At 61.6% G+C, this 19,777-nt stretch carries 22 protein-coding genes; 6 read left to right on the forward strand and 16 right to left on the reverse strand.

Going from position 1 to position 19,777, the window contains the following annotated elements; genetic code table 11:
• Positions 1-23: 23 nt before the first annotated feature.
• Together ACSSVQ_RS14905 and ACSSVQ_RS14910 are read right to left on the reverse strand one after the other, a co-directional pair.
• Positions 24-260, reverse strand: a complete 237-nt coding sequence (locus ACSSVQ_RS14905; protein ID WP_454184150.1) for a SlyX family protein — start codon at positions 258-260, stop codon at positions 24-26.
• Positions 191-733, reverse strand: a complete 543-nt coding sequence (locus ACSSVQ_RS14910; RefSeq protein WP_454184151.1) for a GIY-YIG nuclease family protein — start codon at positions 731-733, stop codon at positions 191-193. The genes ACSSVQ_RS14905 and ACSSVQ_RS14910 overlap by 70 nt, the downstream gene beginning before the upstream one ends.
• On the opposite strand from ACSSVQ_RS14910, the gene ACSSVQ_RS14915 reads away from it, so the two are divergent.
• The 3 genes from ACSSVQ_RS14915 (at position 645) to ACSSVQ_RS14925 (ending at position 4,518) form a co-directional block, all read left to right on the forward strand.
• Positions 645-2,246: an ATP-binding protein gene (locus tag ACSSVQ_RS14915; RefSeq protein WP_454184152.1), complete on the forward strand. Its 1,602-nt coding sequence runs from the start codon at positions 645-647 to the stop codon at positions 2,244-2,246. The genes ACSSVQ_RS14910 and ACSSVQ_RS14915 overlap by 89 nt on opposite strands.
• A gap of 224 nt (positions 2,247-2,470) precedes the next feature.
• A complete protein-coding gene (locus tag ACSSVQ_RS14920) occupies positions 2,471-3,742 on the forward strand; it encodes a cytochrome P450 (RefSeq protein ID WP_454184153.1) in 1,272 nt (423 codons plus the stop codon).
• Between the two features lie 173 nt (positions 3,743-3,915).
• A complete protein-coding gene (locus ACSSVQ_RS14925; RefSeq protein ID WP_293327596.1) occupies positions 3,916-4,518 on the forward strand; it encodes an exopolysaccharide biosynthesis protein in 603 nt (200 codons plus the stop codon).
• Here ACSSVQ_RS14925 and ACSSVQ_RS14930 read toward each other — a convergent pair whose 3' ends face one another.
• Entirely contained in the window at positions 4,519-5,151 is a 633-nt protein-coding gene (locus ACSSVQ_RS14930) for a glutathione S-transferase family protein (protein WP_454184154.1), read from the reverse strand.
• Positions 5,152-5,227: 76 nt separating this feature from the next.
• Here ACSSVQ_RS14930 and ACSSVQ_RS14935 point away from each other — a divergent pair, with 76 nt between their 5' ends.
• Together ACSSVQ_RS14935 and ACSSVQ_RS14940 are read left to right on the forward strand one after the other, a co-directional pair.
• On the forward strand, positions 5,228-5,578 hold the full coding sequence (locus tag ACSSVQ_RS14935; RefSeq protein ID WP_454184155.1) for a TraR/DksA family transcriptional regulator: 351 nt from the start codon (positions 5,228-5,230) through the stop codon (positions 5,576-5,578).
• A 69-nt stretch (positions 5,579-5,647) separates the two neighbouring features.
• Entirely contained in the window at positions 5,648-6,034 is a 387-nt protein-coding gene (locus ACSSVQ_RS14940) for a DUF302 domain-containing protein (RefSeq protein WP_454184156.1), read from the forward strand.
• A gap of 6 nt (positions 6,035-6,040) precedes the next feature.
• Here ACSSVQ_RS14940 and egtD read toward each other — a convergent pair whose 3' ends face one another.
• The 11 genes from egtD to ACSSVQ_RS14995 all read right to left on the reverse strand — a co-directional run bounded on the left by egtD (position 6,041) and on the right by ACSSVQ_RS14995 (position 17,735).
• Positions 6,041-7,018, reverse strand: coding sequence for an L-histidine N(alpha)-methyltransferase (gene egtD, locus ACSSVQ_RS14945; protein WP_454184157.1), 978 nt, complete (start codon positions 7,016-7,018; stop codon positions 6,041-6,043).
• 1 nt (position 7,019) lies between these two features.
• On the reverse strand, positions 7,020-8,297 hold the full coding sequence (gene egtB, locus ACSSVQ_RS14950; RefSeq protein ID WP_454184158.1) for an ergothioneine biosynthesis protein EgtB: 1,278 nt from the start codon (positions 8,295-8,297) through the stop codon (positions 7,020-7,022).
• 327 nt (positions 8,298-8,624) lie between these two features.
• Positions 8,625-8,861, reverse strand: a complete 237-nt coding sequence (locus tag ACSSVQ_RS14955; RefSeq protein ID WP_293327611.1) for an AMP nucleosidase — start codon at positions 8,859-8,861, stop codon at positions 8,625-8,627.
• A 139-nt stretch (positions 8,862-9,000) separates the two neighbouring features.
• The gene (locus tag ACSSVQ_RS14960; protein ID WP_454184159.1) at positions 9,001-10,023 is read right to left on the reverse strand and encodes a nickel/cobalt transporter; all 1,023 of its coding nucleotides are present in this window, start codon (positions 10,021-10,023) and stop codon (positions 9,001-9,003) included.
• Between the two features lie 4 nt (positions 10,024-10,027).
• Positions 10,028-10,648 carry a DUF1007 family protein gene (locus tag ACSSVQ_RS14965; RefSeq protein ID WP_454184160.1) on the reverse strand — a complete coding sequence of 207 codons (621 nt, stop codon included), beginning with the start codon at positions 10,646-10,648 and terminating at the stop codon, positions 10,028-10,030.
• Positions 10,649-10,767: 119 nt separating this feature from the next.
• The gene (locus ACSSVQ_RS14970; protein WP_293327618.1) at positions 10,768-11,907 is read right to left on the reverse strand and encodes an acyl-CoA dehydrogenase family protein; all 1,140 of its coding nucleotides are present in this window, start codon (positions 11,905-11,907) and stop codon (positions 10,768-10,770) included.
• 51 nt (positions 11,908-11,958) lie between these two features.
• The gene (locus ACSSVQ_RS14975; RefSeq protein WP_454184161.1) at positions 11,959-13,152 is read right to left on the reverse strand and encodes an acyl-CoA dehydrogenase family protein; all 1,194 of its coding nucleotides are present in this window, start codon (positions 13,150-13,152) and stop codon (positions 11,959-11,961) included.
• A gap of 89 nt (positions 13,153-13,241) precedes the next feature.
• Positions 13,242-14,282: a 2-hydroxyacid dehydrogenase gene (locus tag ACSSVQ_RS14980; protein ID WP_454184162.1), complete on the reverse strand. Its 1,041-nt coding sequence runs from the start codon at positions 14,280-14,282 to the stop codon at positions 13,242-13,244.
• A 16-nt stretch (positions 14,283-14,298) separates the two neighbouring features.
• Entirely contained in the window at positions 14,299-14,778 is a 480-nt protein-coding gene (locus ACSSVQ_RS14985; RefSeq protein WP_454184163.1) for a nuclear transport factor 2 family protein, read from the reverse strand.
• Entirely contained in the window at positions 14,778-16,400 is a 1,623-nt protein-coding gene (locus ACSSVQ_RS14990) for an acyl-CoA synthetase (protein ID WP_454184164.1), read from the reverse strand. The genes ACSSVQ_RS14985 and ACSSVQ_RS14990 overlap by 1 nt, the downstream gene beginning before the upstream one ends.
• Positions 16,401-16,598: 198 nt before the next feature.
• A complete protein-coding gene (locus ACSSVQ_RS14995; protein ID WP_454184165.1) occupies positions 16,599-17,735 on the reverse strand; it encodes a ferritin-like domain-containing protein in 1,137 nt (378 codons plus the stop codon).
• A 187-nt stretch (positions 17,736-17,922) separates the two neighbouring features.
• Between ACSSVQ_RS14995 and ACSSVQ_RS15000 the strand changes: the two genes are divergently transcribed.
• Positions 17,923-18,744, forward strand: coding sequence for an alpha/beta fold hydrolase (locus tag ACSSVQ_RS15000; protein WP_293329013.1), 822 nt, complete (start codon positions 17,923-17,925; stop codon positions 18,742-18,744).
• Here the strand turns inward: ACSSVQ_RS15000 and ACSSVQ_RS15005 are convergent.
• Both ACSSVQ_RS15005 and ACSSVQ_RS15010 read right to left on the reverse strand, forming a co-directional pair.
• A complete protein-coding gene (locus ACSSVQ_RS15005; protein WP_454184166.1) occupies positions 18,701-19,249 on the reverse strand; it encodes a response regulator in 549 nt (182 codons plus the stop codon). The two genes, ACSSVQ_RS15000 and ACSSVQ_RS15005, sit on opposite strands and share 44 nt — an antisense overlap.
• Positions 19,246-19,770 (reverse strand): hypothetical protein, encoded by a 525-nt coding sequence (locus ACSSVQ_RS15010; protein ID WP_293329015.1) that lies wholly within the window; start codon positions 19,768-19,770, stop codon positions 19,246-19,248. The genes ACSSVQ_RS15005 and ACSSVQ_RS15010 overlap by 4 nt, the downstream gene beginning before the upstream one ends.
• Between the last annotated feature and the right edge of the window lie 7 nt (positions 19,771-19,777).

A 19,777-nucleotide genomic window follows, 5' to 3' on the forward strand; every position in this document is an offset into this window, starting at 1 on the left:
GGGGAGAGCACGCCGGTCGGGGATCAGTAGTGAGGGGGAGGCGGTTCCTGGCCGGCGGGCTTGCTGCTGTCGCGTTCGACCGATTCCATGCGCTCCTGGAGCAGGCCGAGCTTGCGTTTCAGCACATCGATTTCGTGCCACTGACGGATGATGGTTTCATTCAGCTCCTCGACGGTCCGGTCCTGATGGCTCAGCCGGATTTCGAGGTTGGCGATGCGCGTTTCCGCGTCGGCCGGGATTTCTTTTCCGTTTCCGGACATGGGCTGCTTCCCTGGTAAGCGTTCTGGCGGGCGAGGTTTCTCTTGGCCTCGGGCGTGAGGCGTTTCACCGCATATTCGGCTCGCGAGGCTTCCGAGCGTGTTTCGTAGCGCTGCGTCATCAATATGCGCACCGGCCGGTAGGCGCGGGTGAACTTGGCACCACGCCCTTCGCGATGCGCGCGGAAGCGGGCCTCCACATCCACGGTGATGCCTGTGTAGAGGCGGTCGCCGGTGCACTCAAGAAGATAGAGAAACCAGGGCTTTGTCATGTCGGCGACTATAGGCCGATGGCCCGATTCGGTGCGAGACAGGCAGAAAACCCATGTTTTACGTGGGGTTAACCCGGATCGGCTAGGTTTCGCGCCAGGGAAGGAGATTCGGTTGATGACACGGCGCACCACAAACATGTCGGTTGCCGAGCTGAATTCGCTTATCGCGGAAGCGGCAAGCGAATTGCCGGATGGATTCCTCATTTACGATTCCGATTATCGCGTTCTTTTTGCAACCGACCGCTCCAAAGAGGATTTCGCGCCGACAGTCGATGCTCTGGAGCGCGGTGCGACCTATCTGGACGCGACAATGGCGGGGGTGCGGTCGGTCTATCCCGATATCGACGACGACGACTGCCGGGTGCTGAGCGAAGAGATCGTGTCTACGCTCGAAAGCGGCAAGCCTGTGGAACTTCAGACATCCGGTGGCCGTATCGTGAAGGTCACCTATCGCGATCTGAAGGATGGGCGGCGTGTGGCGGTGGGCGCCGATGTCACCGAACTGCGCGAGCGCGAGCGGGAACTGCAGGCAGCGCGCAAGGCGGCGGAAGCCGCCAGCAAGGCGAAGACGACTTTCCTCGCCAATATCAGCCATGAAATCCGGACGCCGCTTAACGCCATGCTGGGCATGGCGCAGATACTCGGGTCGGCGAAGCTCGAAGACGAGCAGCGCGAACAGGTCGCTGCCATACTCGATTCCGGTCAGGTGCTGATGGCGATGCTGAACGATCTGCTCGACCTGTCGAAGATCGAGGCGGGACGTTTCGAGATCGCGCCGGTGGAAAAAGACATCAATGTCGTTATCCATCGCATGATGCGGATCTGGACCCCGCGCGCTCAGGAAAAGGGTATATCGCTGACCTCATCCATCGATGAGAATGTGCCGTTGCGGCTGATGTTCGATCCGATCCGCATCCGGCAATGCGTGTCCAACCTACTTTCCAACGCGATCAAATTCACCGGTAAGGGCGAGGTCGGCTTGCGGGTTTCCGCACAGCCTCTGGAAGAATGCGGTATATGGCGGATTGCCATTGCCGTGAGCGATACCGGCATCGGCATGGATGAGGAGACGATCGGCCGCCTCTTCCAGCCCTTTTCACAGGCGGATGCGTCTATCGGCCAGACCTATGGAGGGACGGGGCTCGGGCTTGCGATCACCAGGCAGCTTGCCGAACTGATGGGCGGGGAGGTGACGGTTGTCAGCACACCGGGAAAAGGATCGCTCTTCACGCTGACATTGGTGGCGGAAGAAGTGGCCATGGCCGCGCATCCCGCCGAAGGGGAGGCGGGGAATGGAGAGCTTGCCACCGAAAACGGGTGGCGGGACGGGTTGCGTGTCCTCATCGCCGACGACCACCCCCTGAACAGGAAACTGGTGCGTCTGTTTCTGGAGCCCCACGGTGCCATCGTCACCGAGATTTCGGACGGTGATGAAGTGCTGGATGCTCTGCGCAAGGACGAGTTCGACATTGTGCTGCTCGACGCGCATATGCGCCGGATGGACGGGATCGATGCGGTGCGCGAGATAAGGGCCGCCGGGGAAGTGTGGTCGGCCATCCCGACCGTCATTCTGACGGCGGATGCCATGACCGGCGACCGCGCGCGCTATATCAATGCAGGCGCCGATGGCTATGTGGCCAAGCCCATCGATCAGCGCGAACTCGCTGCGGAAATGAGCCGCGTGCTCTGGCCGGGCAAAATCCAGGCCGCCGACTGAGTTTCATCTCTTTCACACAACCGACCGTGTACAGGGACTTGTCCTGCCGGACAGGGCGGGGGTGCGCTGCGGAAAGTGGCGGATTCTCGCCAATAATCAATTGCTGACACCGGCGTCATTTTCTTGTATATTTTGCGTATCTTGACTACACACTTGAATAGGCTAACGCAGCGGAGAACTGGCACGAAGCCAGCGGCGCAGCGTTCAGGCACCGGAGGAAACGAATGAGCGAAGCTGCCGTCGATATCAGCACGAGTTCGGCCAATGAAATTGCGCCGGGTATTCCCGATCCCTATTCGCTGCCGCTCGACAAGATCGACGTCTCGCAGGGCGAGCTTTTCCGGCAGGATGCGCACTGGAAATATTTCGAGCGCCTGCGCAAGGAAGACCCGGTGCATTTCTGTGCCGAGAGCGAGAACGGCCCCTATTGGTCGGTGACGAAATATCGCGACATCATGCATGTCGACACCCATCACCAGATCTTTTCGTCGGAAGGCAGCATCACCATCCGCGATCAGCTGGAAGACTTCGTCCTGCCGATGTTTATCGCGATGGACCCGCCCAAGCATGACGAACAGCGTAAGGTGGTGAGCCCCATCGTGGCGCCGGACAATCTGGCGAAGATGGAAGGTCTGATCCGCGAGCGCGCGGGCAAGATCCTCGACGGGCTGCCGCACAATGAAGAATTCAACTGGGTCGATCGTGTGTCGATCGAACTGACGACGCAGATGCTCGCGACGCTGTTCGACTTCCCGTTCGAGGATCGCCGCAAGCTGACGCGCTGGTCCGACGTGGCGACGGCCGACCTCAATTCCGGCCTTGTGGAATCCGAAGAAGCCCGCCAGGCGGAGCTTCTGGAATGCGCCGAATATTTCATCGGGCTGTGGAACGAGCGCGTCAACTCCGAGCCGGGCAGCGATCTGATCTCCATGCTGGCGCATGGCGAGTCCACGCGGAACATGGACAAGATGGAGTATCTCGGCAATCTGATCCTGCTCATCGTGGGCGGCAACGACACGACCCGGAACTCCATCTCCGGCGGCGTGCTGGCGCTCAACCAGAACCCCGGCGAGTACAAGAAGCTGCTGGAAAACCCGGAGCTGATCCCGAACATGGTTTCGGAAATCATCCGCTGGCAGACGCCGCTTGCCCATATGCGCCGTACCGCGCTTGAAGATACCGAGCTTGGCGGCAAGCAGATCAAGAAGGGCGACAAGGTCATCATGTGGTACGTCTCGGGCAACCGGGACGGCGAGGTCATCGACCGTCCGGACGAGTTCATCATCGACCGTCCGCGGGCGCGCCAGCACATGTCCTTCGGCTACGGCATCCACCGCTGCGTGGGCAACCGGCTGGCCGAGATGCAGCTTCGCATCATCTGGGAAGAGATCCTGAAGCGCTTCAAGAAGGTCGAAGTTGTGGGTGAGCCCAAGCGCATCCTGTCGAGCTTCGTGAAGGGGTATGAGACGCTTCCGGTGAAGGTCCACCCGCTTTGATCGTGGCTTTGACCTGACATTACCGTAATGTCCCGAAACGGGTCGGCTGTTGCCGGCCCGTTTTTCGTGGTCTTTGGCGGGTTGGGGCAATCCTGCGGTGACGGGGCGCAATCAAACGTGTTAAACGCCTTGCTGACGTACCTTTAACGGGCGTCGGGTATAACGGCGCGGACATGAAAAAAAGACGCAGCGGAACGCTTCGGGGCCTGGCACAGGTCGGCACACGCAAGCGCCCGGACGAGAGCACATTCGGAGATATTCTTGCTTCGCTCGGCGATCGCAGCTTCGGCTGGGGCTTCGTCATGGGCGGGCTTTTGAACATGCTGCCGCTGCCGCCGGGGTCGAACCTGCTTTTAGGGCTTCCGCTCGTTTTCGTTTCCGTGCAGATGGCGCTGGGGCGCGAGATTCTCTGGCTGCCGGACTTCATCACCAACCGGTCGTTCGGCCGCAAGAAGTGGCGGGCCGGGGCACTCTATGTCCTGCCCATTGCGCGGGTGTTGTCGCGCATGACGCGACGGCGGGTACTCTGGTTTTTCGAAGGCCCGGGCGAACGTATCGTCGGCGTACTCTACGTTATCACCGCCTTCAATCTATGCGTTCCGATCCCGTTCAGCGGATGGCTTCCGGCCGTGTGCTTCTTCATCGTGGGCGTGGGGCTGGTGGAACATGACGGGCTGATCGTGGCGGCGGGGACGTTGCTCTGCGTCGTTTCGCTTGCCGTCTCCGCCTCCATGATTCTCGCCATCTTTTTCGGCTTCCACCACTTCCTTATGTGATCAGCTCCGGGTCCCGAGCGCATAGGGGCCGCCGCGCTCGATTGCCCGGCGATAGGCGTCGCGCGCCTGCATGGCGGCGAGGTAGCGCTTCAGGTTCGGATAATTGTCGAGAAGCCCGTTCGCGTCGGCCGCCTCCAGCACGAAGGTGAGCTGAACGTCCGCGCCGGTGAGATCGTCGCCGACGAAATAGGCGCGGTGCCCGAGTGCGTTTTCCATATAGCTCAGATGATTGTCCATCTCCGAAAAGATGCGCGGCCAGAGCGGCTCGGCCGCCTCGCCCAGACGGCCCGCATAAAGCCCCATCAGGAAGGGCAGCATGGCGGAGCCTTCCGCGAAGTGCAGCCAGTGCTCGTAGTCGAGGAAGTCTTCGCTGTCGGGTGCCGGGCGGAAACGGCCATTGCCATGGGTCCGGACGAGATAGTCGATGATGGCGCCCGATTCCGCCACGGTGCGTTCGCCATCGGTGATGACGGGCGACTTGCCGAGCGGGTGCACGGCTTTGAGCTCCGGCGGTGCAAGCTGCGTTTCGCTGTCGCGCTGATAGAGAGCGATGTCGTAGTCGAGACCGAGCTCTTCCAGCAGCCAGAGAATGCGCTGGGAGCGGGAATTGTTGAGATGGTGCAGCGTGATCATGGCGTGTCCTTTGTTGCTGGCCGCATGTTGGCGCAGACGGGGTGCGGGGGACAAACGAATATGAGAGACTTCACGAATGAGTGATCGCGCCATGACAGACGAGGAGCTGGCGGTCTTGCGGGCAGAGCTTGCGGCAAAGCTCGAGACCTTGCGTGCGAGCAGCGAGACCTCGGCCGACGACCGCAAGCCGGTCGCGCTCGACCAGCAATCGGTGGGGCGCCTGTCTCGCATGGATGCGATGCAGATGCAGGCCATGGCTCAGGCGTCCGAACAGCGCCGCAAACAGGAAGTCATGCGTATCGAATCCGCCATCAGGCGGATCGATGAAGGCGAGTACGGGTATTGCGTGACCTGCGGCGATGAGATTTCGGAGAAACGGCTGAAGGCCGACCCGACCATTCCGACCTGCATCAATTGTGCGAAGTAACCGGCGTCTTCCAAATTCAGTCACATTCCCGGTTTTATATCAGGAATATCTGAAACAAGGAGTGAGGCCATGTCCTACTATCACAGCCGGATCGTCGATGCCTCTGTCGGCGAGGCGGAAGCGCGGATCAAGCAGAGCCTTGCCGCTCAGGGGTTCGGCGTTCTGACCGAAGTGGATGTCGCGGCGACGATGAAGAAGAAGCTCGGCAAGGAGATGGGCGATTATCGCATTCTGGGCGCCTGCAATCCTGTGATGGCATTCGAGGCGCTGTCGCTCGAAGACAAGATCGGCACCATGCTGCCCTGCAATGTGATCGTGCGCGCAGCCGGCGACGGCAAGTCGGAGATCGCCGCCATTGATCCGGTTGTTTCCATGTCCGGTGTCGGCAACGACCAGCTTGCCTCGGTGGCGGGCAAAGTCCGCGAGATGCTCAACAAGGCGGTGGACGAGGCGTGAGGCCGGTCAGACCGCGCGAAGGGCGTGGACGCTGAAATAGTTCCGTTCGTCCGTCCATACACGCTCGGGTTCATAGCCCGCTTCGCGTGCCAGCGCGCGGAAGCCCTCGATACGGTATTTGTGAGAGCTTTCGGTATGGATGGTTTCGCCCTTGCGGAAGGCGAAGCGATTTTCGCCGATGGTGACCGTCTGATCCGTCTTCGAGATGAGATGCATTTCGATGCGTTCCAGCTCGGGGTTCCAGCGCGCATCGTGCTCGAATGCAGCGAGGTCGAAATCGGCGTCCAGTTCGCGATTGATCCGCTTCAGGAAATTCAGGTTGAACGCAGCCGTCACGCCCTTTGTGTCGTTATAGGCGGCGCGCAATGTGTCGATGTCCTTCACCAGATCGATCCCGATGATCATCGTGGCGTCGCGGCCGAGCAGGCGGCGCGTCAGCGCCAGGAACTTCACCGCTTCGTCGCGGGTGAAATTGCCGATGGTCGAGCCGGGGAAGAAGCCCGCGATATTGGCAGGCGTTTCGCTTTCCAGGTCGGGCAGGGTGAAGGGCTGCGTGTAGTCTGCGCAGACAGGGGCGATACGCAGCGCCGGAAAATCGCTGGCGAGGTTCGCAGAGGCCGCCAGCAAATGCTCGCGTGAAATTTCCACGGGCATATAGGCGACCGGGTCGGTCAGGGCGGAAAGCAGCAGGCGGATCTTGATGCCTGCGCCGGACCCGAACTCGACGATCTGGGTCCGCGGACCGATGACGCTTGCGATGTCGGGCGCATGACTCTCGAGAATGCCGATCTCGGTGCGGGTCGGATAATATTCCGGGAGCTCGCAAATATCGTCGAAGAGATGCGAGCCTTCCTCGTCATAGAGAAACTTGCAGTGCAGGTGTTTTTGCGGCGCGTTCAATCCCTCGACAACGCTGCCGAGGAAATCGTCGCGCGCGGGTTCCATGTCCTGAAGGGTTTCCAGGAGCGGGGCGGTCGAATTCATGTCAGTTATCCTCGGCGAGCCTGAAGCCGCTGAACTGCCAGCGGGCTGAGGCCGGAAAGAAATTGCGATAGGAAATACGTTGATGGCCGGGCGGCGTGGCGCAGGAGCGTCCGCGCAGCACCATCTGGTTGACCATGAACTTGCCGTTATATTCGCCGACAGCGCCCTTGGCGGGCTTGAAGCCGGGATAAGGGAGGTAGGCGCTCTCCGTCCATTCCCACACATCCTGGGTAAAGCCCGGCGCCAGCGGGCGCGGATGGATGCCGGCCTGCGGGGCAAGCTCGTCTTTTTCGCCATGCAGGCGCGCCGCGACTTCCCGTTCCATTTCGGTGGGCAGCCGCTTTTCCGCCCATGCGGCAAAGGCGTTGGCTTCGTAATAGCTCACATGGGTGACGGGTTCGCATTCGCGCACGGGCTGGAGGCCGTACAGCGTGTAGGTCATCCAGAGATTGCCGTCGCGGTGCCAGTAGAGCGGGGCCTGCCAGCCTTCGGCCTGCACGGTCGCCCAGCCGTCGGACAGCCAGAATTCGGGCCGCTCGTAGCCGCCATCGGCGATGAAGTCGAGATATTCGCCGGTGCTGACAGGGCGCGAGGCGATGCGCATGTCCTGCAACAGGGTTTCGTGCGCGGGGGTCTCGTTGTCATAGGCAAAGCCATCGCCCTCATGGCCGATCCGGTAGATGCCGCCTTCGATTTCGAACCAGTTGAGTTTGGGAGCAGCCTTTTCCACGCGCTCGGCGTTGCTGTCGGATGCGTAGACCGGAAAGGTCGGATTTTCCGCAAAGGCGTGCTTGATGTCGGTGACGATCAGTTCCTGATGCTGCTCTTCATGATTGAGGCCGAGCTCGATCAGGGGGTAGAGGGCGCTGTCGCATGTGGCGATGAAAGCCTGCATCGCGGCGTCCACATGGGCGCGGTAGGCGGCGATCTCGGCGATCCCGGGGCGTGTGATCATGCCGCGGCGCGGGCGCGCGTGCCGCTCGCCGACGGCTTCGTAATAAGAGTTGAAGAGGAAGTTGTAGTCGGAATCGAAAACCTCATAGCCCGGCGCATGGGGCACCAGCAGAAAGGTTTCGAAGAACCATGTCGTGTGCGCCCTGTGCCATTTGGCCGGGCTCGCATCGGTCATGGACTGGATGGTCTGGTCCTCGGCGGAGAGCGGCGCGGTCAGCTCTTCGGTGCGCTGCCGGACACGGGCATAGGCATGCCCGAGGGCGCTGGCGGTTTCCCGTTTGTTATGCGCAGCGGCGTCGTCGCCGAGCGTTGCCGTTTCGGACATCTGGGCTCCTCTTTGTCTGCCCGTCGTCTTTGCGTTTCCTGCTCGCGCGTGACATCACGCTGCGTGAGCGACTTGACCATAGACTCGCGTTGCCTGCCCCGGCTGTCAAATTCGCGTGAGAGGCATTCGCGTTCCCATTCGTCTCCACATAGTGCGGTGAGCCCCGATTACCAGAGCGGGATCAAGCCTCTCCCGCGGATATCGCTGAAAATGCGCAGAAATGCGTCTGCTTGTTGCCAGCCTTGTGTCAGGAGCCGGACGCAATAGCAAAACGCGCCGCCCGGGGTGGGGCAGCGCGTCGGCCATTCCATCGCGAATCGCCGTGTCTCAGCTTTCGACGTTCTTTCGCACAAATGTCACAGCGTAGAACAGCTCGCCCTCGAACAGATCCTTGGGCGCTTCCATGCCCTCGATCATCTGGAACTTGCGCTGAACGATCTGGCCTTCCATCCGGTAGCCCTTCTCGCTCATGTTGCGGCGGTGAAATTCCATAGCCGCAGGCGTGAAGTCGCGGGCGAGAACGGTAATACGTTCGGGCAGGTCGGTCTTGGTGTCGTCAGCCATAGTTCTCTCTTGCTCATTCGGTCTACCGGCGGGGGCGCCGCGCGAAGCGGCACGGGATCGGGCGCAGTATGGGGCGGGGGGGCTTCATTGTCGATAGCCGGGCCGCCGCCGGGAGCGCTGCACCCCAAGGTGGAGCGCCCTATATAAACGGCCTTGCAGGCTCCGTCACGAGGGCGGCAAGCAGGAGGAGGCCGAAGGCCAGAATGACGATGCCGCCGACGAGCATCAGCCCCGCCTCCAGATAGCCGGTCCAGCGATTATCCATGCCGGAGGCAAAGCGCAGGGCAAGGCCGCGCGAGGAGACCGCCGCTACGGCAAGCGAGGAAACGGTGATAGCGGTGCCGAGCGACATGGTGAAGGCAGACAGCGCGCCTGCCAGGAAGGCGCTCTGGGTGAGGGCGAAAAGAAGCACCAGAATGGCGCCCGAACAGGGGCGCAGGCCGACCGCGAGGATCATGCCCGCCATTTCCGCGAGGGATTCCGTCTTTCTGAGATCGGCGGGGGCGGGCATATGGGCGTGGCCGCAATCCTCGCCTTCATGGCTATGGTCATGATGATGCTCGTGATCGTGGGAATGGGCATGGTGGTGCCCCTTGCCGCGCAGGCGGGAGAGGCCGCGCCAGATGACCCAGAGGCCCATCCCTATGATCAGAACGAAACTTGCCCCCTCGACATAGGGAATCGCATTGGCTGTCGCGCGCATGGTGAAGCCCAGTATCAGGGCGAGTACGCCGACCAGCACGATCGCCGTCACCGCCTGCATGAAAGCGGCGAGAAAGGCGAGCAGGACACCGCGCTTCACATCGCGCTCATCGGCGAGGAGATAGGAGGTGACGACCACCTTGCCATGGCCCGGCCCCACGGCATGGAAGATGCCGTAGAAAAAGGAGAGGGTGACGAGTGTCCATGTGGCGGCGGCGGAGCCCTGCAGCTTGAAGTTACGCAGTGCGCCCGCGAGCTTGCGGTAATAGACCTGCTGCTGCGCAATGGCCCAGCTTGTGACCCTGCCGAACCAGTCGCCGGTGCCGCTTTTGGCGGGCGCGGCCGATTGCGAGGGCGCGCCGGGCGGTGCCTGGAAGGGGCTCTCTGCCGATGCGGGGGTGGCGTGCCCGACAGCGAAAAGGACCGACAGCACAAACAGGGCGATGGCGAGGTGACGCATTGCTTCAGCCCTTTTTACAGGCGAGCGTTGCCGTCGAGGCGAAATGGGCGCCAAAGCCCTGGCCGACGGTTGCGTTGTTCCCGGTGAAGGCGGCTTCGGGCAGGTTCAGCCAGACATTTTCGACATCGGGCGTCACCACCGAAATCTTGCAGTCCCTATGCGGTCCATTGAGGAATTCGATGCCCCGCCCTTTTTCCGGATAGTCGATGGAGATGTAATAACTCGGATCGTAGATGCGGAACTGAACAGGTGCCGCGTGAGGTGTTTTTAGCGGCAGGGTGAAGGTGAGCGTCAGCCGGCCCTGTTTCTCGTTCCAGCTCGATTCCGGGTCTTTTGCGGCCGCCAAAGCGAGCTTCTTTCCGTTCGCCGTTATCTCGGTAAAGAAGTCCACTTCCTTCAGATTGGTCAGATTGACCTGGGCCAGTTCGTCCAGAACCTTTTGCGGATAGTGGCCGTTCTCATCCTTCTTGATGCCGTCCAGCGCGAAGGCGGAATAGAATTCGTCGAAGGTCCAGTGGATGCGAAGCGCTTCCAGTTGCCGGTCGGCATTCGTGACGATGCCGACTTTCATGTCGATCCAGACATGGGGATGCGCGGCAGCGGGCGTCGTAGCCCAGAATACCATCGCTGGAACCGCCCAAAGGGCCCAAAACCACCTGCCAAAACGCATCTGCCGCCACCTCCAAAGCGTTAAGAAGCCCGGAGAATGGCGGCAGGTCAAGTTACAGCGTGAGCCTGCGGCGATCAGAAGCCGTCAAGCGTGGCGTAGCGGTCGCGGTGGAAATTGGCGTCGCCCAGAGTGGCGGCCGCCACGCGGGCCCGCTTCATGAAGAGGCCGACATCGAACTGGTCGGTCATGCCCATGCCGCCATGCATCTGCAGGCCTTCATTGGTCATGACGCGGGCCGTGTCCGACAGCCGCGCTTTGGCGAGGCTGGCGATCTGCGGCACGTCGTTGCGGCGTTCCTCCACCGCGGTCAGCGCGTCGAGAACGACCGAGCGGCAGATTTCGAGCTCGGCGAAAAGATGCGAGATGCGATGCTGCAGCGCCTGGAAGGAGCCGATCGGCACACCGAACTGCTTGCGTTCCTTCAGATATTCGACCGTCGTGTCGAAGACCTGCTGCACCAGTCCCATCATTTCGGCGGACAGGCCGATACGGCCAATGTCGAGCACCTGTTCGAGCACGTCATAGCCGCCATCCGGCGACCCGAGCACGGCGCTTTCGGAGACTTCCACATTGTCGAACTCGATATTCGCCGCATTGCGGTTGTCCACCATATGGGTTCGGGTGATCTTGACGCCCGGCGCGTTCCGGTCGACGAGGAACAGGGTGATGCCGGCGCTATCGTTTTCCTTTCCACTGGTGCGTGCCGCGACGATGAGCTGGTCGGCGACGTGGCCGTCCAGCACGAATGTCTTGCTGCCCGAGATCGCATAGCTGTCGCCGCGTGCTTCGGCTTTGGTGGCGATGCGGGTGGGGTTGTGATGCGGTCCTTCCTCCAGCGCCAGCGCCATGATGCGGTCGCCCGCGGCGATGGCGGTGAGGAGTTCCTGCCGCTGATTGGCGCTGCCGGCGAGCTGTATCGCGCTGCCGCAGAGGAGCACGGTCGAAACGAGCGGGGTTGCCGCCAGCACACGGCCTGCCTGTTCCAGCACGAGGCCGAGGCCCACGGGCCCGAATTCGGTGCCGCCGTATTTTTCGGAAATCATGATGCCGGCAAAGCCAAGATCGGCCATTTCCTTCCAGATCGCGCGGTCGAAGCCTGTGTCATCCTTCTCGTCGCGCAGCTTGCGCAGGTTCTGGATGCCGACGCGCTCCTGAAAGAACTGAGTTGCCGTGTCGCGGAGCAGTTGCTGCTCCTCGGTGAGTACCAATGCCATTTGTTATCGTCCTCGGGACTGAATTTTCTGATTTTTGAGGAAAGCCGAATGTCAGCTCGGCAGTCCGAGCACGCGCTTGGACACGACGTTGAGCTGCACTTCGGAGGTGCCGCCCTCGATCGAATTGCCCTTGGACCGCAGCCAGCTTCGCGTTACGCCGAGTTCCTCCGGGGTGAAGCCTTCTCCCTCCCAGCCGAGACCTTGCGTGCCGAGAAGTTCCAGCAGCAGCTCATAGCGGCGCTTGTTCAGTTCCGTGCCGTAATATTTGAAGATCGAGGAAGCCGCACCGGGGCCGTGACCGGCCTTTGCCTCTTCCACGGAGCGCTGGAGGGTGAGCGAGAAAGCGCGGCCGTCCATCTTCTGCTGGGCGATATGCTCGCGCAGGGCCGGGCTTGCCACCCTGCCGTCGACTTCGCCGTAATATTCCTTGGCCACCTGATCGAGGCCGCCCAGTCCGCCGCCGGCCAGCGAGCCGCCAAGGCCCATGCCGGAAATCATTTCGCGTTCGTGCTGGAGCAGGCGCTTGGCGATGGTCCAGCCCTTGTTGAGTTCGCCCACCAGATGGTCCTTCGGGACCTTCACATCGGTGAAGAAGGTCTCGCAGAAGGGCGAGGCGCCGGAGATCATGGTGATGGGACGCGTTTCCACGCCTTCGCTTGCCATGTCGATCAGCAGGAAGGAAATGCCTTCATGCTTCTTCGACGAATCGGTGCGGACCAGCGCAAAAATCCAGTCGGCATGATCGGCATAGGAGGTCCAGATCTTCTGGCCGTTGATGAGGTAGTGGTCGCCCTTGTCCTCGCATTTGGTCTGGAGGCCGGCGAGGTCGGAGCCCGCGCCCGGCTCGGAGTAGCCCTGGCACCAGCGGATTTCGCCGCGCACGATGGGCGGAAGATACTCTTTTTTCTGCTCTTCATTGGCGAATTCAAGAAGCGCCGGGCCAAGCATCCAGATGCCGAAGCTCATCAGCGCCGGGCGCGCCTTGATGCGGCGAAGTTCCTGCTGGAGAATCTTGTTCTCGTCCTTGGAGAGGCCGCCGCCGCCATATTCCTTGGGCCAGGTCGGCGCGGTCCAGCCGCGGCTGGCCATATTGTCCATCCACACCTTGGAGTCCGGGTTCGGCCAGCTTGCATTGCGGCCACCCCAGGGAGATTCCTCTTCCGGCATGGGGGTGCGCATGGAGGCAGGGCAGTTTGTTTCGAGCCACTCCCTCACTTCCTGGCGGAACGTTTCGAGCGCTTCCATTAGATCCTCGCTGATATTGAGTTCTTGTCTGGGTGACACTTTATCAGCCGCCGCCCGGGCGGCAAATCTTCCGGAAACGGGACGGCTGTTCAGATCTGTGGTGCGCGCGTCCCGAGCATGACAACGGTTTCCGGCTCGCGGCCCGCGGCGAGGGCATCGAGATTTCGGGCGATGGATTCCCAGCGGCGAAGATCTGCGCCGACCGTATGGGCGGAGCAGTGCGGGGTCATGATGAGATTGTCCAGTTCGTGGAAGGGAAGTCTCGACGGCCGGGGCGAGGCCTCCGGGGTGCCGCCGGGGAGCGGGCGGTTCGGGTAGATGTACCAGGTGTCGATCACCGCCCCCGCGATCTGCCGGTTCGCCAATGCGTTATAGAGGGCCTCTTCCTCCGCGACCGGGCCGCGCGCGACATTGACGATCACGGCTTCCGGTTTCATCTGTGCGAACGCAGCCGCGTCGAAGGCGTGGCGGGTTTCGTTGTTGAGGTCGCAGGCAAGCGCGATGTAATCGCTCTCCGCCAGCAGGCGGGGCATGTCCTCCCGTGTGCCGATCCAGTCGAGGTTTTCGGGCGTTGTGTCGCGAGGGGAGCGGGCGATGGCGCAAACCTTCATGCCGAAGGCGCGGGCGCGTTTTGCCGTTTCTTTCGAGATGTTGCCATAGCCGAAAAGCCCTAGCGTCTTGCCGTAAACTTCGCCATGGAGCGAGCCCGGATCGCGGTTCGCGCCCTGATATTTCCAGGAGCCTTCGCGGAAACTAGCGTCGAGCCTGCGGAAACCGATCTCCCATTCCAGCAGGCTCGCGACGATGAACTCCGCCATGGTCTGCTCATGTCCCAGCGCATTGCAGACGAGGCAGCCCTCGGGCACACCTTCGGGTTTCATCCAGTCATAGCCTGCGAAGGGAATCTGGAAGAGTTTGAGTTTTTCCGCCTTGGGGATGAGCTGGAACGCACCGCCTGAGACGAGTGTGTCGGAGCCGACGACGATGGCATCGGCATCGCCTACCAGCGCCTCGCCCTTGTCCACCGGATCGTCGGGGAGCCAGAGGCCGATCTCCCAGTCGCTTGTCAGGCAGGCTTTCAGATGATCCAGATTGTCGGCGCAGGTCTGGCCGAGCAGGGCAAGTTTCATAAGGCGGGCTTTCGGTCTAGTCGGCGAGGTAGTCGCGAACCTCGGGCTGCTCTTTCAGTTGCCGCGCCCATTTGCGCAACACGCCATAGACCCTCGGTTCCTCGACGCCCAACTGTACCATGGCGACGCCGCCATTCACGCTTTCGCGGTAATCGGCGATGAGCCCGTCCTTCAGTTCGAAGCGGCTCATGCCGTCGATCACGACCTTGTTGCCTTCATATTCGGGCACTTTGGAGGTGAATTTCGAGAGCGACCAGGCATAGCCGAGATCGCCGTTGCAGACGGGATCGAACATCCGCCAGTCATAATCGCCCGCGTCGCGATGGAACATATGCGCCATCATATGCGCGATCTCTTCGCGGCCTTTGTGATCGCCATAGATGTAGTCGTGATAGACGGCATCTTCGGTGAAACAGGCCGCGAAGGCTTGCCCGTCGCCCGCATTGGCAGCGGCGCAGAAACGGGCAAGCAGCTTCGCGAATTCGTCCTGCGTCATCAGGCAGGCACTCCAAGTTCGTCCTTGGCGAAGGCGGTCACGGACTTGTAGTCCGCCTTGCCGTTGGGCGCGCGGAAGGGCACGGAATTGCCGACCAGCACGCGCTTGGGCGTCTTGTAGCCTGCCAGGCTTTCGCGGACATGGACGCGGATGGCTTCCTCGTCGAACTGTGCGCCTTGCGCGAGGTGAATGACGGCGGTCACGGCCTGGCCCCATTTCTCGTCGGGAATGCCGACCACCAGCGCATCTTCCACGTCGGGGTGGAGCTTCAGCACTTCCTCGACTTCTTCCGGGTAGACCTTTTCACCGGCCGTGTTGATGCAGACCGAGCCGCGGCCCAGCAGCGTCAGCGTGCCGTCCGGTTCCACCAGGCACCAGTCGCCGGGAATGGAATAGCGTTCGCCCCTGACGGTCTTGAAGGTCTTGGCGCTCTTTTCCGGATCCTTGTAGTAGCCGAGCGGAATGGGCTCGCCCAGTGCGATGAAGCCCGGCTTGCCGGAGCCGGGTTCCACCGGTTCGTCTTGTTCGTCGAAGACCTTGCAGCGTTCGCCGATCTGGAAGCTCGCCGTATTGATTTCGCCGTCCTTCGTCATCAGCGAGGAACCGAGGCCGACGGCCTCCGATGCGCCGAAGCTGTCGGTCATGATGGCTTCGGGCATGTATTCCAGCAGGCCCTTCTTCACGTCGCGGCTCCACATCACGCCGGATGAGACGATGGTCGCGATGGATGAGAGGTCATAGGCGCCGGGCTTTTCCTGCAGGGCGCGCAGCATGGGCTTGGCGAAAGCGTCGCCCACGATGGAGAGCGAGTTCACCTTGTTGCGGTCCACCGCTTCCCACATTTCATGCGGCTCGAAGGAGGGCGCATCCAGCGTCACCACGCAGCCGCCGCTGACGATGGTGCCGAGCGCGGTCAGCAGGCCGGTGCCATGCATGAGCGGGCAGGCCGGGATCATGGTCTGGCCGGGGCCTTCGGTGCGGATGGCTTCGATCAGTTCGGGCATGGTTTCAGGCGCCGGGCCGAGGCGGCGCAGCGCGGAAAGCTGGGTCTCGCGCAGCGCGTTATGCGTCCACATCACGCCTTTCGGCATGCCGGTCGTGCCGCCGGTATAGATGAAGAGCATGTCGTCGGGGGAGCGCTCGATGTCGAGCTTTTCGCCGCTGCCGGTGGTGGCGAGCTTTTCGTAGTTTTCCGCGAAGGAGGCGATCGGCGCATCGGCGCTTTCGGCCACTTCGATGAAAAGCTTCACCTTGGTGAGCTGCGGACGGATTTCCTCGATGATGTCACGGAATTCCGATCCATAGACGACCACGGTCGCGTCGGAATTGTCGAAGATGTAGAGGACTTCGCCCGCCTTGTAGCGGTAGTTCACGTTCACATGCGTCAGCTGCGCCTTGAAGCAGGCCATCAGCAGTTCGCTGTATTCGGGGCGGTTGCGCATATAGAAGGCGCATTTGTCGCCGGGCTCGATGCCGCGGTCCAGCATGGCGCGGCCAAGATTGTTGGAGCGTTTGGTCGCTTCGCCCCAGGTGATGACGCGGTCGCCATGAATGAGGGCAGGGGCGTCCTGCGGCAGCTCAGGCGAGATTGCGTCGAGAATGTCCCCGAAATTCCAGGCCATTTTATTCCTCCCAAAAACTTGTTCTTGCCGGGAGCGGAATTCGTGCCCGCTTCCCTGATTTCTTTGGGCGCCATGATAACGGGAATCGAGGCGGCGTCATCTCCATCTTGCTTTCAGGAATGTCAGCAATGGGCGGTTGCCCCAACAAAAAAGGCGGCGCCCGAAAGCGCCGCCCGATTTCTTGCCGATGAAGCCGGATTATTCGGCGGCCGTCATCTTGTCGAGGGAGTAGGCGCCGCCCTCCTGGCCGTTCAGCTTCATGAGGTACTTGATGCCTTCCTCGGCGATGTCGTCGCCGACCATCCGGTCGCCCTCGCCGTAAAGCTCCTTCATGTCGATGAAGGCGGCATAGTTCATGGAGGTGCGGTCGGTGATGATGCCGGCCTTGAGAAGGGTCTTGATCAACACACGGAAGATGTTGGTGGATTCCTGCATCTCGTCGCGGATGTTGGCGTCCGTCATGGCTTCCATGAAAGCGCCCTGCACCCATTCCCAGTCGAGGCCGACGGCTTCGTAGATGTGCTTCTTCTGCTCGGGCGAGCCGAGATTGAAGAGCAGCACCTGGAAGACTTCCCAGGCCCAGTCCTCGATCGCGTCGCGCTGCTCGGGCGCGAGCTTCGGAATGGTGCGGTCGGCCCAGATCTTGCCGAACTTATGGTGGAAGGCTTCGTCCGTCATGGTCAGCTGCATCAGGTGCACCATGAGCGGGTCGCGACCGGACTTGTAGAAGGTCGCGAAGGCGCCCATGGCGAGGCCTTCGACCAGCATCTGCATGCCCACGATCTTCTTCCAGACGAGCGGCGAGTTGACGATGTCCGTGAGGATGTCGCCGAGGGCCGGGCCGACGGCCACGGGCTTGCCCCAGCGGGCCTTGATATAGTTGGAGAAGCCGGCCACATGGCGCGCTTCTTCGCGCGTCTGGTTGGCGGCGTATTCCTGCGCGCCCGGATCCTTCAGGATGTGGCAGAGGCTGGCGGACAGCGCGAGGGCGCCCGCTTCACCGTGCAGGATCGAGGAAAGCGACCACTGCGTGTCGAGATTGACGAGCTTGATCTTCTGCTTCTCGTCGAGCTTGTCGCCGACGGCGGTCTTCAGGTCGGCGAAGAGGTCGGGGTCGACGAGATACTCGTTCTCCATGTCGAACGGCTGGGAGAAATCGATGTATTTCGTGTCTTGCGGATCCCAGAAATGGTCATGGGTCGCGGAAATGATCTTGTCGAATGCGGTGGAGCGCTTGCCGTAGCGGTCCACTTCCATCATGGCGCCGAAATCGTCGGGGGCGACCGCCTCATAGGCGTCGTCGACGGTGATGTTGGTGGTGATCTTGCTGGTCATGGTTCTCCTGCCCTATTGCGTATGCAAAGACGCCCGGCGCGAAAGCCGGCTCCTCCCCGCTCGCGTTCTGGTCTCTAAAAACACTATAAAGGTAGAGGTTAATGGATGCAAAAAATAGTGACGCATATGTCATTTTTTGTATCCGGCGCGGTTCGCGTGGCGGAAAACAAAGGGAAAAGAGGGCTGGATGTCGGGAAATTTCGTGGAAACGAGCCATGGGCGCATCGCCTATGCCGAAAGCGGGGGGCAGGGCCCGGCTGTTTTGATGGTGCATGGCAACTCCTCGGCGAAGGAGATTTTCGCCCGCCAGTTCGATAGCGAACTCGGCGCGAAATACCGTCTCATCGCCATGGACCTGCCCGGGCATGGCGAGAGCGAGAATGCGCGCGATCCCTCCCAGACCTATTCCATTCACGGTTTTGCCGATGCGGCGATGGAATTTCTCGACAATCTGGGCGTCGGCAAGGCGGTCATCATCGGCTGGTCGCTGGGCGGGCATATCGCGCTGGAAATGATGGCGCGCTGGCCGGGCGCGCAGGGCGCCTGGATCACGGGGACGCCGCCGACCGGCGCCTCAGCGGAAGACATGATGGCGGCCTTCCTGCCGTCCGACGAAATGGGCTTCACCTTCAAGCCTGAATTTACGCCGGATGAAGCGCGCCAGCAGGCGCATAACGGTATCGGCACGCATATGCCGCTGGAAGACTGGATGGTAGCCGCCGCGATCCGGGCGGATGGCCGCTTCCGTCCCATGATGATGGAAAGCGCCGTGGCCGGGCTCGACATGGACGAGAAGGAAATCGTCGCCACTTCGCCGCTCCCGCTGGCGGTGGTCACGGGCGAAAAAGAGCCCTTCGTGAATAATGAATATCTTGTCGGACTGACCTACCGGAACCTCTGGGAGGGCAAGGTGCATGTGCTGGCCGGTCTTGGCCACACGCCCTTCTGGGAGGCGCCGGAGATCATCAATCCGATGATCGGGCGGTTTCTCGGCGAGGTGACCGGCTAGCCGCGGCCCGCAATTCGTCGTCTTCCGCCTTGTGGACGGTCAGCGACCGCCGGGGCGCGGGCCCGACATAGCCTTCTTTGGCCAGAATGGTGTGCTCGTCCGTCAGGGCCGCCAGAACGCGATCGTAGAGCAGCTCGGCAGTGAGCGGTTTGGCCAGATAGTCGGTGACGCCGTCGATACGCGCCTGGTCGACGGTCGCCTGACCGAGATGGCCCGAGATCATCAGAATCGGTACAGCCGGTTTCGCATCGGACGGGTCGCATGCATTGCGGATACGGCGTGTCATTTCATAGCCGTTCATCGGGGCCATGGCGCCGTCGGTGATGACGAGATCGGGGGTGTGGGCGGCGAAGGCGGCAAGTCCGGATCGGCCGTCATGCGCCTCGACGATTTCGCCGATGCCCATGCTTTCCAGAAGCGCCACGACAAGCCGCCGCATTTCGCTGCTGTCTTCGACGACGAGAATTTTCAGCCGGGCGAAGAGGTCGGATACGCTTTCCGTCATCCCGCGGCGAGCCTGGTCTGGTTCATCGTCGCCATGATCAGGTTTTCGAGGGCTCGCAGCGTTTCGGAGGCAAGGTTGGGATCGCTGTCCGGGTTCTTCAGCGCTTCGCGGATCGCCTCCACGTGAAAGCGGATGATGCTGTTTTCCAGCGGCCCGATATTGTCGTGCCCCTCGATATAGGTGCAGAGCAGATTGGCAAAGCGGCCGACCAGCGGGCGTCCGAAGGTACCGGCGAGACCGCGAATATCATGGGCGATGGTGTAGAGGTCGGCGGCGGAACGGGCATCGCCGTTGGCGGCAGGGTCGGACAATTCGATCAGGCGCGTTACCTGCTCGGAAAGAGCCTCGGCATATTTCGATTCCAGGCTCTTGATGGTGTCCTGCATCTTTTCGAGGACACGCGGATCGAGGCGCACAGGGTCGGTGATGTCCTGGCCCAGCTTGCGTTTGGCGATCGAGGGCACCTTCAGGATGCGCGTCTCGCCCTTTTGCGATGCTTTGATGAGGTCGTTCTCCGACATATCCGGA

Source organism: Parvibaculum sp. MBR-TMA-1.3b-4.2, assembly GCF_053628815.1.

Bases quoted from the DNA above. Each gene is read 5' to 3' on its own strand.
- ACSSVQ_RS14905 (WP_454184150.1), bottom strand. From the start codon at position 260: ATGTCCGGAAACGGAAAAGAAATCCCGGCCGACGCGGAAACGCGCATC.
- ACSSVQ_RS14915 (WP_454184152.1), top strand. From the start codon at position 645: ATGACACGGCGCACCACAAACATGTCGGTTGCCGAGCTGAATTCGCTT.
- ACSSVQ_RS14910 (WP_454184151.1), bottom strand. From the start codon at position 733: ATGAGGAATCCATCCGGCAATTCGCTTGCCGCTTCCGCGATAAGCGAA.
- ACSSVQ_RS14920 (WP_454184153.1), top strand. From the start codon at position 2,471: ATGAGCGAAGCTGCCGTCGATATCAGCACGAGTTCGGCCAATGAAATT.
- ACSSVQ_RS14925 (WP_293327596.1), top strand. From the start codon at position 3,916: ATGAAAAAAAGACGCAGCGGAACGCTTCGGGGCCTGGCACAGGTCGGC.
- ACSSVQ_RS14930 (WP_454184154.1), bottom strand. From the start codon at position 5,151: ATGATCACGCTGCACCATCTCAACAATTCCCGCTCCCAGCGCATTCTC.
- ACSSVQ_RS14935 (WP_454184155.1), top strand. From the start codon at position 5,228: ATGAGTGATCGCGCCATGACAGACGAGGAGCTGGCGGTCTTGCGGGCA.
- ACSSVQ_RS14940 (WP_454184156.1), top strand. From the start codon at position 5,648: ATGTCCTACTATCACAGCCGGATCGTCGATGCCTCTGTCGGCGAGGCG.
- egtD (WP_454184157.1), bottom strand. From the start codon at position 7,018: ATGAATTCGACCGCCCCGCTCCTGGAAACCCTTCAGGACATGGAACCC.
- egtB (WP_454184158.1), bottom strand. From the start codon at position 8,297: ATGTCCGAAACGGCAACGCTCGGCGACGACGCCGCTGCGCATAACAAA.
- ACSSVQ_RS14955 (WP_293327611.1), bottom strand. From the start codon at position 8,861: ATGGCTGACGACACCAAGACCGACCTGCCCGAACGTATTACCGTTCTC.
- ACSSVQ_RS14960 (WP_454184159.1), bottom strand. From the start codon at position 10,023: ATGCGTCACCTCGCCATCGCCCTGTTTGTGCTGTCGGTCCTTTTCGCT.
- ACSSVQ_RS14965 (WP_454184160.1), bottom strand. From the start codon at position 10,648: ATGGTATTCTGGGCTACGACGCCCGCTGCCGCGCATCCCCATGTCTGG.
- ACSSVQ_RS14970 (WP_293327618.1), bottom strand. From the start codon at position 11,907: ATGGCATTGGTACTCACCGAGGAGCAGCAACTGCTCCGCGACACGGCA.
- ACSSVQ_RS14975 (WP_454184161.1), bottom strand. From the start codon at position 13,152: ATGGAAGCGCTCGAAACGTTCCGCCAGGAAGTGAGGGAGTGGCTCGAA.
- ACSSVQ_RS14980 (WP_454184162.1), bottom strand. From the start codon at position 14,282: ATGAAACTTGCCCTGCTCGGCCAGACCTGCGCCGACAATCTGGATCAT.
- ACSSVQ_RS14985 (WP_454184163.1), bottom strand. From the start codon at position 14,778: ATGACGCAGGACGAATTCGCGAAGCTGCTTGCCCGTTTCTGCGCCGCT.
- ACSSVQ_RS14990 (WP_454184164.1), bottom strand. From the start codon at position 16,400: ATGGCCTGGAATTTCGGGGACATTCTCGACGCAATCTCGCCTGAGCTG.
- ACSSVQ_RS14995 (WP_454184165.1), bottom strand. From the start codon at position 17,735: ATGACCAGCAAGATCACCACCAACATCACCGTCGACGACGCCTATGAG.
- ACSSVQ_RS15000 (WP_293329013.1), top strand. From the start codon at position 17,923: ATGTCGGGAAATTTCGTGGAAACGAGCCATGGGCGCATCGCCTATGCC.
- ACSSVQ_RS15005 (WP_454184166.1), bottom strand. From the start codon at position 19,249: ATGACGGAAAGCGTATCCGACCTCTTCGCCCGGCTGAAAATTCTCGTC.
- ACSSVQ_RS15010 (WP_293329015.1), bottom strand. From the start codon at position 19,770: ATGTCGGAGAACGACCTCATCAAAGCATCGCAAAAGGGCGAGACGCGC.